The sequence below is a fragment of the uncultured Phenylobacterium sp. genome (assembly GCF_902826855.1).
Taxonomy (GTDB): domain Bacteria; phylum Pseudomonadota; class Alphaproteobacteria; order Caulobacterales; family Caulobacteraceae; genus Phenylobacterium.
On record NZ_CADEGK010000100.1, the window covers coordinates 1 to 7,812 of the forward strand.

A 7,812-nucleotide genomic window follows, 5' to 3' on the forward strand; every position below is an offset into this window, starting at 1 on the left:
ATCTCAGGCTCCCGGCTAGGGTGTTGCTGAGGTCGATATTACACGTGTGATCGGCCATGTAAATTACACGAGTAATTGACAAAGACTTGCGACCTTATCGGGGTGTTAACCATGATGGCCCACCCATGGGGCATGGCCGTCCAGGGAATCCGGGGCATTGTCGAAGCCGCCATCGAACGCGCCTCCAAGGCGACGGGCGTCGACTTCGGATTCCTGATGAAGACCGCGGGCCGCGAGAGCAGCTACAACCCGCGCGCCCAAGCCTCATCTTCCTCGGCCGCCGGCCTGTTCCAGTTCGTGGAGCAGACCTGGCTCTCGACACTCAAGCAGCACGGCTCAAAGCACGGCTACGCGCGCTACGCCGAACTGATCACAAAGGGCTCCGACGGGCGCTATCACGTGGCCGGCGCCGACGCGCGCCGGGCGGTGATGGACCTGCGGCTGGATCCGCACGCCGCCTCGCTGATGGCCGGGGAACTGACCTCTGGCCACGCCGCCTACCTCAGGGGCCGGGTGGGGCGCGATCCCACGGCCGGCGAGCTCTATGCCGCCCACTTCCTGGGGCCACAGGGTTCGGCGCGGCTGATCGAGGCCATGCAGACCCGTCCGGGCGTGGCGGCCTCGACGCTCTTCCCCGACGCGGCCCGGGCCAACCGCTCGATCTTCTACCGCGAGGGTCGCGCCGCCACGGTAGGGGAGGTCTACGCGAACCTGACCAAGGGCGGCGGTCACGGCGCCGTGACGGCTCCGCGCGCACCCGAACCGCAGGACGACGGCTTCATCCAGTACGCTTCGACCCGCCGCGCGGCGCGGCAGCAGGAGCAGGAGGCGCTGGTCTCGCTGATCCTGCGCGGCGCCCAGCCCGCTGATCAGGCCGGCGTCGGCAGCCGCCTCACCAGCTCCATCTTCACCAGCGAGATGCTGAAGGTCTTCGCCGACAGCCGCGATGGATAGGTAGGGTCAGACCGCCGCGCCGGCCTCGATCATCGCCTCGATCTCACGCTCGCCATAGCCCAGTTCCGCCAACACCTCGCGCGTATGCTCGCCCAGTTCCGGCGCGCGCGGGCGGGTGGTGGCGTCGGCGCCGGGGAAGCGAGCAGGCGCGGCGGGCGAGCGGAACGTGCCGCCCTTGCCGTCGTCGACGTCGACGAAGGCGCCGGCGGCCGCGATCTGCGGGTCGGCGGCGACCTCGGCCGGAGTCTGCATCGGCGCCCAGACAAGGTCGGCCTCGTCAAGCCGGCGGGCGATCTCGTCCATGGGCAGGGCGGCGAAGGCGGCGTCGAGCTCTACCGCCAGCTCCCGTGCATTCTGACGGCGTGACTTGCCCGAGGCGAAGCGTTCGTCGGTGATCAGTTCGGGCCGCCCGGCCGCCTTCAGGAACGTTTCCCAGCCGCCGGAGCCGCCGCGCGGGTTGTGGACGAACCAGTGTCCATCGGCGCTCTTGAAGTAGTTGGAGAGGGCGTTGATCGGATTGTCGCGCGAGCGGACCGAGGCGACGCGCCCGAACCGCAACTGCACGGCCAGGTCTGAGCCCCAGAGGTAGACGCCGGTCGCCAGCAGCGAGGTCTGCACCAGCCGGCCACGGCCAGTCCGCTCCCGCTCGTAAAGCGCCGCCAGAATCGCCGAGACCGTGGCGAGCGACGTGGTGTGGTCGCCCATTCCAGAGGTGCGCTGAAAGGGCTCGGCGCCCTTCGGCGCGGTCATGTAGCCGAGGCCGGACCGGGCCCAGAAAGCGGTGACGTCGAAGCCTGGCAGATGCGCCTCCGGTCCCTCCAGCCCGTAGCCGGTGATCACCGCATAGACGAGCCGCGGGTTGGCGGCGCGCAGGGTCGCGTCGTCCAGGCCGTACTTCTTCAGCGACACGGGCCGGACATTGGTCAGGAAGACGTCAGCGGTCTCGGAGAGCTTTGCCAGGGCGTCGCGGCCGGCGGGCTTGGTGATGTCGAGGACGACGCCGCGCTTGCCGCGGTTGTCGAGGTCGAAGGTGGGGTTGGAACCGAGGTCGTTCTTCAGGTCGGCGAAGGCGTGGCGCATGTTGTCGCCGCCCGGCCGCTCCACCTTGATCACGTCCGCGCCCCAGTCACCCAGGATGCAGGCCGCGCCGGGCCCGGCGATGTAGGCGGTGAAGTCGACGACCTTCAGACCCTTGAGCAGCACGCGCGATCTCCCCGTTACGGACGCGAGCCTAGCTCAGGCGCCCTGACGGCGCCTATGCCACGGCCCGATCGTTCGCGGGAGTCTTCGCTGACAGGGCTTCGGCGATCGCGCGGGCGGCGGCGGGGACGGCGACCGGGCGGCGCAGGAGCGCGTCGGCCCCGGCCGCCAGGGCGGCCTGGGCCTCCTCGGCGTCGCCGCCGGTCAGCGCGATGGCCGGCGTGCGCGCGGCGGCGCCGTCCAGGGCGCGGAGCGCTGCGATGGTCTGCGGCTGCGCGCACATCACCAGGTCGAGGTCGCACACCCGGGCCAACTCCACCGCGCGTCGGCCGTCGGCCGCATGGACGACCTGGTGGCCCAGCTGCTCCAGGCTGGCGCGCAGCATTGCGGCGCCAAGCGCTTCCGGCTCGACGGTGAGGATACGCAGGCGTCGCGCGGCGGGCTGCGCCTCGGTCGCCGGCTCGGCGGGCGCCAGGGTCGCCTCGGGGTCGAACGGCAGCTCAAGGGTGAAGCAGCTACCGACGCCCAGCGCGCTCTCGGCCTTCAGCTCGCCGCCCATCAGCCGTGCGAGCTGGACCGCTAGCGGCAGGCCCAGCCCGGCGCCGGACGCGCCGGCGCTGGTGCGCGCCACGCGCCGGAAGGGCTGCATTGCGACGATGAGCTCATCCTCGCTGAGGCCGGGTCCCGTGTCGGCGACCGCCACTGATATGCGGCGCTCGGCGGCGCGACCCAGGCGCACCTCGACCCGGCCGCGCACGGTGAACTTCACGGCGTTGCCGATCAGGGCGGCCAGCAACTGGCGCGTTCGGGCCAAGTCGGCGATGGCGGCGCCCGGACCGTCGGCCAGGGCTGCGTCAACGTGCAGGACCAGTTCCAGGCCCTTGGCGACGGCGGCGGGCCGGTTCAGCATCACGAGGTCGCGGGCCACCGCGGTGAGGTCGACCGGGCCGGGCTCGACGCTCAGGCGGCCGGCCTCGGCGCTTTCAGCGTCGACGGTGGTGTTCAACACCACCAGCAGGTCGTTCACCGCGTGGAGGGCGGCGGCCACCTGCTGGCGCGATGGGGCGGCGCGACGGCGGTCGGCGGCGGAGGCCAGCACGTGGGCGACGCCGGTGAGGCCGTTGCGGATCTCGTCGGAGAGGGTCGAGACGAGGTCGGACTTGGATCGAGCCAGCCGGCGGGCGGCCTCGGCCTGCTCGCCCCGCTCGCCGAGCAGCACTTCGCGCTCGGCCGCGAGCGCGAACTGGCTACGGAAGATGCGGTTGACGAGGAGGGCCAGGGCCAGGGCCAAGGCCGCGGCCGCCAGGGCCAGGCGGGCGATCCACTGGTCCTGCGGCAGCAGGAACAAGACCCCGAGGGGCCCCGCCAGGGCAGCGGGCGCGACGATCAGCAAGCTGGGCAGCCAGGGGGCGGTGAACACCACGCAGATCATCGCCGCGCCCAGGGTCAGCAGAAGCAGCGTCTCCCGCGCAGGCCCGGCGAAATGAGCGAAGACCGCGAGCTGGGCGATCGCTACGGCCCACAACAGGCCGCCCATCACCTGCACCCGGGCGCGGGTGCGTAGATCGGTCGCAGCAATGGTCCGGAGCCAGCCGACAATGCCGTAGAAGGCGCCCCAGCCGATCGCGAAGGCGGCGAAGCTGACGCTCATCCAGCCCGCGTTGGCCGCGTGGCTGGCCACCCACACGAAGATCGGCAGGCTGATCCCGAAGGCCAGCAGCGCGTAAGGGAGGAGGCCCGTCTGGGCCTTCATCCCTTGTTCGCCGACAGTCAGGGCCAGGGCCGCGTCGGTGGATTTGGTCGGCGCCACGGGTGGCTCCCAATCAGGATTTCCCCGGCACCCTGCGCCACCACCTCTTGGCGCCCGGTTAGGAGAGATCCTTAACCGGCGGATCCGTACGGCAACGTTTGCTTAAGCTGCCGGCGCCAAACCTCGAATCAGCGGACCGCGAGGGCGGTGCGACGATGGGGGTCTTGGGGGGCATGGCGACGACCCGGACAGCGCTGACGGATGAGGACATCCGCACGCTGGTGAAAGGCGCCACGCCCGACGAGCGCGCGCTCGCCGCCCGCAAGCTCTGCACCACCATGGACAAGACGCCGCTCAGCGATGACGATCGCGCGCTTGCCGCCGACATCCTGAGGGTGATGGCCGCCGACGCCGCCGAGCTGGTCCGCAAGGCCATCGTCGAGACGCTGCGGGCCTCGGCCCTGGTGCCGCGCGATGTGGCGCTGAAGCTGTCCCGCGACGTAGAGGCCATTTGCCTGCCAATGCTGGCCTTTTCGCCGGCCTTCACCGACGCTGACCTCAGCGAGATCGTCCGCCTGGGGGGCCCGGTCCGCCAGGTCGCCATCGCCAAACGTCCGGAGCTCAGCCGCACCGTCACCGACAGCATCGCCGAGCATGGCGGGGAGCGGGCCGTCGCGACCGCCTGCGCCAATCCTCGCGCGGACTTCGCCGAGAGCGCCCTGCAGCGCGTGGTCGACCGGTTCGAGGTCTCTGAGCGCGTCCTGGCCGCGGTGGCCTACCGCACTGTCCTGCCGTTGGCGGTGACCGAGCGGCTCGTCTCGCTGGTCAGCGACCACGTGCGCCACCACCTCGTCACGCACCATGCTGTCACCCTGCAGGCGGCGCTGGACATCGCCACTGGGGCAGCGGAGCGGGCGACGGTCGACATCGTCGACCAGGCCGGGCGCACGGCCGACGTGAAGGGCCTGGTGACCCATCTCAACGGCCAAAAGCGGCTCAGCGCATCGCTGCTGCTGAGGGCGCTGGCGCATGGCCACATGACCTTTTTCGAGTGGGGAGTGGCTGAGCTGGCCGGCGTGCCCCATCATCGGACCTGGCTGATGATCCATGACGCGGGGCCGCTGGGCCTGCGCGCCATCTACGAGCGGGCCGGGTTGCCGGCGCGCCTGTTCCCGGCTTTCCGGGCAGCGGTCGACACGTTCCACTCGATGGAGTTCGACGGCGGCGCGCGCGACCAGGAGCGCTTTCAGGAACGCATGCTGCAGCGCTTCCTCACCCAGCCGCAGCAGGCGGCGAGGGAAGACGTCGACTACCTCCTCGACCGCCTGGGCACGCTCCCCACGCCGGCCAAGGCCCGCAAGTCCGCCTGACCCAGGCGCCGAGGTGCTTGCCTTACGTCGGGACCGCCGCCCAAGCTCCACTCATGAGCGAAAAAGCCACGCCCGCCGAACCGCGTCCCTCCGCCACCATCCTGCTCCTGCGCGACACGCCGGAGTTCGAGGTGTTGATGGTCAAGCGCCACCATCAGATCGACTTCGCGTCTGGAGCCCTGGTGTTCCCGGGTGGCAAGACCCACGAGGGCGACCAAGATCCGGCCTGGGCCGACCACTGCATCGGCTGGGACGCCTTCGACGCCGAGCAGCGGGGCCTGCGCATCGCCGCGATCCGGGAGGCCTACGAAGAGGCCGGCATCCTGCTGGCCGAAGGCCTTGACGGCTCAGACTTCGCGCAGGTGTGCGATCCCGAGGTGCGCTCGGCGGTGGACCATGGCCGCACGGCGTTCATCGACGTAGTCAAGGACCTGGACGTGCGGCTGCGGCTGGACGCGCTGATCGTCTTTGCCCGCTGGATCACGCCGGACATGATGCCGAAGCGGTTCGACACCTGGTTCTACGCCGTCCGCGCGCCGGCCGATCAGGTCGCCGCCGCCGATGGGCGCGAGGCCGTGGACGCGGAATGGATTTCGCCGTCGGAAGTGCTGCGGCTGGCCGACGCCGGGGAGCGCACCGTGATCTTCCCGACCCGAATGAACGTGCAGCTGCTGGCCGAAGCGACCAGCGCCAACGATTGCGTGAGCCGGGCCCAGGGCCGGAAACTGGTCACCGTGTTGCCGAAGGTGGAAATGCGCGACGGCGGCCGGTTCCTCGTCATTCCGCCGGACGCCGGCTACGGCGATGTGGCCGAGGCGATGGACCGGATCAACGCCGAGCACGCGCCGCGCTGAGCGACGCTGCGCTTTGCGCCGCGATTCCGGCGGCCCGCCCGATTCCGCGAACACCGTTCGCCTAGAAGGTGAGTCTGTTATGCGCCGTAGCTTGGCTGTGGTGTTTTGACGCGACCACGCCCTCGGAGCCGCCCATGAAATTCGCAGCCTTCACGGCAATCATCGCCGCCGGATCCCTTGCCGCGGGCGCGGCCAGCGCCGCCCAGGTCTTTAACATCGAGGTCTGGCTCCAGGGCGCGGTGCCCAGCGCGAACAACTTCGCCGATCCCGCCCATGTGCCGATCGGTCCAGCGAGCGTGACGTTCGACTGGACCGGCGCGATCAACTGGAGCGACATCAGCCCCCAGAACAGCACGCCGGCCGGCGGTAAAGCCATCGATCTGCTCGACGGCTATGCGACACAGCTGAGCAACTTCGCCACGGTTCTCCCGGCGTTCACGTTCGCCGATTTCCTGAACACGAGTCTGACGATCAACGGCGATGCCTACACGACGTTCTTCCGCATCGCGACGACCTACATCTCGGCCGCGCCGATCGTGGGGACGTTCACGCACGACGACGGCGCTACGATCTATGTCGACAACATCCTCGTGGGGGGCTCTGCGCCGGAGACGGTTGCGGTCACCCACGGCTATTCACTGCCCGGCGGACCCGGCGCGCACGATCTCAAGCTCTACTATGTGACCGGCAACGGAACGCCGTCGGTTCTGAACTTTGATCCGGGGCTGACGACGGTCCCGGAGCCAGGCGCATGGGCGCTCATGATCATGGGCTTCGGCGCCGCCGGCGCCGTGATCCGCCGCAGGCGGAACGCCGCGCCGATCCCAGTCTAGAGCGTTTCAGAGCTGACCCCCGCCGGGACGGCGGTTCGTTCGCGGCGGCGGTCCTGTCGTCGAGACGCTAGGCCCCGTGTTCCCTGATCCGGCTCTCCAGCTCCTGGACGAGCATCTTCCCGACGGGATGGTCCTCGGTCTTGATGTCGTCGCGCGCCGCCGCCTTGATGGCGTCGATGTGTGCGTCGACCAGGCCCATGGGCGCCTCGGGGCGCTTTGCCTTGTCGTCGATCAGCCGGCAGAGCAGGCCGGCGATGCGGGTGATCAGCGGGAAGCCGTAGGTGGCGCCGAGGCCCTTCAGGTCATGGGCCCGCAGGTAGAGGCTTTCCATGTTCTCGTGGCTGATACCCTCGGCGCGGACCGTCTGGCGGGCGGCCTCGAGCTTGGAGATCTCGTCGTTCAACCACTGGGCGAAGTTGCCTGACAGGCTCTTCAACGCGGCCTCGGCCTTGGCTATGGCGGCAGGGTCGATGGCGCCGAGGCGACCACCACCCACCTTGAGGCGGAGGGCGCTGGGGGCCTGGATCATTTGACCGGTCTTGTGCTCGCTCACGTGACACTCCCGCGTTAGCCAGCGGAACCTAGGAGAGGCCGGTTAACAAGCGGTGAGAGCCGGGATCCGGGCATCGGCCCTCCGGCCGATGACTCAGGCCGAGAACTGCTCGGCCAGGACACGCTCTTCGAGACTGCGACCGGCGTCGAACAGCATGGTCAGCGACACCTCGCGATCCTCGGCGATGTAGACCTCGGCGACGTTGGGCGCTTCGAAGTTGTCGGCCACCGCGGAGACCGGTCGCTTGGCCCCTTCGAGACCCTCCGCCTGCTCCTGCAGGCGCTGCCAGGCCGCCCGG

The 7,812-nt window shown here is 69.9% G+C and carries 7 protein-coding genes and 1 pseudogene (1 of these 8 only partly in view); 4 read left to right on the plus strand and 4 right to left on the minus strand.

The genetic code is table 11. The features are described from left to right. Positions 1-111: 111 nt before the first annotated feature. Complete coding sequence (locus QZV94_RS14350; protein WP_293678594.1) at positions 112-954, plus strand: transglycosylase SLT domain-containing protein; 843 nt, start codon at positions 112-114, stop codon at positions 952-954. Between the two features lie 6 nt (positions 955-960). Here the strand turns inward: QZV94_RS14350 and QZV94_RS14355 are convergent, their stop codons facing one another. Together QZV94_RS14355 and QZV94_RS14360 are read right to left on the minus strand one after the other, a co-directional pair. Further along, positions 961-2,157, minus strand: coding sequence for a CaiB/BaiF CoA-transferase family protein (locus tag QZV94_RS14355; protein WP_293678595.1), 1,197 nt, complete (start codon positions 2,155-2,157; stop codon positions 961-963). 52 nt (positions 2,158-2,209) lie between these two features. Next, a complete protein-coding gene (locus tag QZV94_RS14360; RefSeq protein ID WP_367254487.1) occupies positions 2,210-3,964 on the minus strand; it encodes an ATP-binding protein in 1,755 nt (584 codons plus the stop codon). A 173-nt stretch (positions 3,965-4,137) separates the two neighbouring features. On the opposite strand from QZV94_RS14360, the gene QZV94_RS14365 reads away from it, so the two are divergent. The 3 genes from QZV94_RS14365 (at position 4,138) to QZV94_RS14375 (ending at position 6,961) form a co-directional block, all read left to right on the plus strand. Further along, positions 4,138-5,274: a DUF2336 domain-containing protein gene (locus QZV94_RS14365; protein WP_293678596.1), complete on the plus strand. Its 1,137-nt coding sequence runs from the start codon at positions 4,138-4,140 to the stop codon at positions 5,272-5,274. Positions 5,275-5,327: 53 nt separating this feature from the next. Further along, positions 5,328-6,128: an NUDIX domain-containing protein gene (locus tag QZV94_RS14370; protein ID WP_293678597.1), complete on the plus strand. Its 801-nt coding sequence runs from the start codon at positions 5,328-5,330 to the stop codon at positions 6,126-6,128. Between the two features lie 134 nt (positions 6,129-6,262). Beyond that, positions 6,263-6,961, plus strand: coding sequence for a PEPxxWA-CTERM sorting domain-containing protein (locus tag QZV94_RS14375; RefSeq protein ID WP_293678598.1), 699 nt, complete (start codon positions 6,263-6,265; stop codon positions 6,959-6,961). Between the two features lie 67 nt (positions 6,962-7,028). Here the strand turns inward: QZV94_RS14375 and QZV94_RS14380 are convergent, their stop codons facing one another. Continuing rightward, complete coding sequence (locus tag QZV94_RS14380) at positions 7,029-7,490, minus strand: Hpt domain-containing protein (RefSeq protein WP_293678607.1); 462 nt, start codon at positions 7,488-7,490, stop codon at positions 7,029-7,031. Positions 7,491-7,607: 117 nt separating this feature from the next. Next, positions 7,608-7,812 (minus strand): annotated as a pseudogene (locus tag QZV94_RS14385) (NAD kinase) (it continues 614 nt past the right edge of the window).

Coding starts and splice junctions, on each gene's coding strand:
- QZV94_RS14350 (WP_293678594.1), top strand. CDS start 112: ATGATGGCCCACCCATGGGGCATGGCCGTCCAGGGAATCCGGGGCATT.
- QZV94_RS14365 (WP_293678596.1), top strand. CDS start 4,138: ATGGCGACGACCCGGACAGCGCTGACGGATGAGGACATCCGCACGCTG.
- QZV94_RS14370 (WP_293678597.1), top strand. CDS start 5,328: ATGAGCGAAAAAGCCACGCCCGCCGAACCGCGTCCCTCCGCCACCATC.
- QZV94_RS14375 (WP_293678598.1), top strand. CDS start 6,263: ATGAAATTCGCAGCCTTCACGGCAATCATCGCCGCCGGATCCCTTGCC.
- QZV94_RS14380 (WP_293678607.1), bottom strand. CDS start 7,490: ATGATCCAGGCCCCCAGCGCCCTCCGCCTCAAGGTGGGTGGTGGTCGC.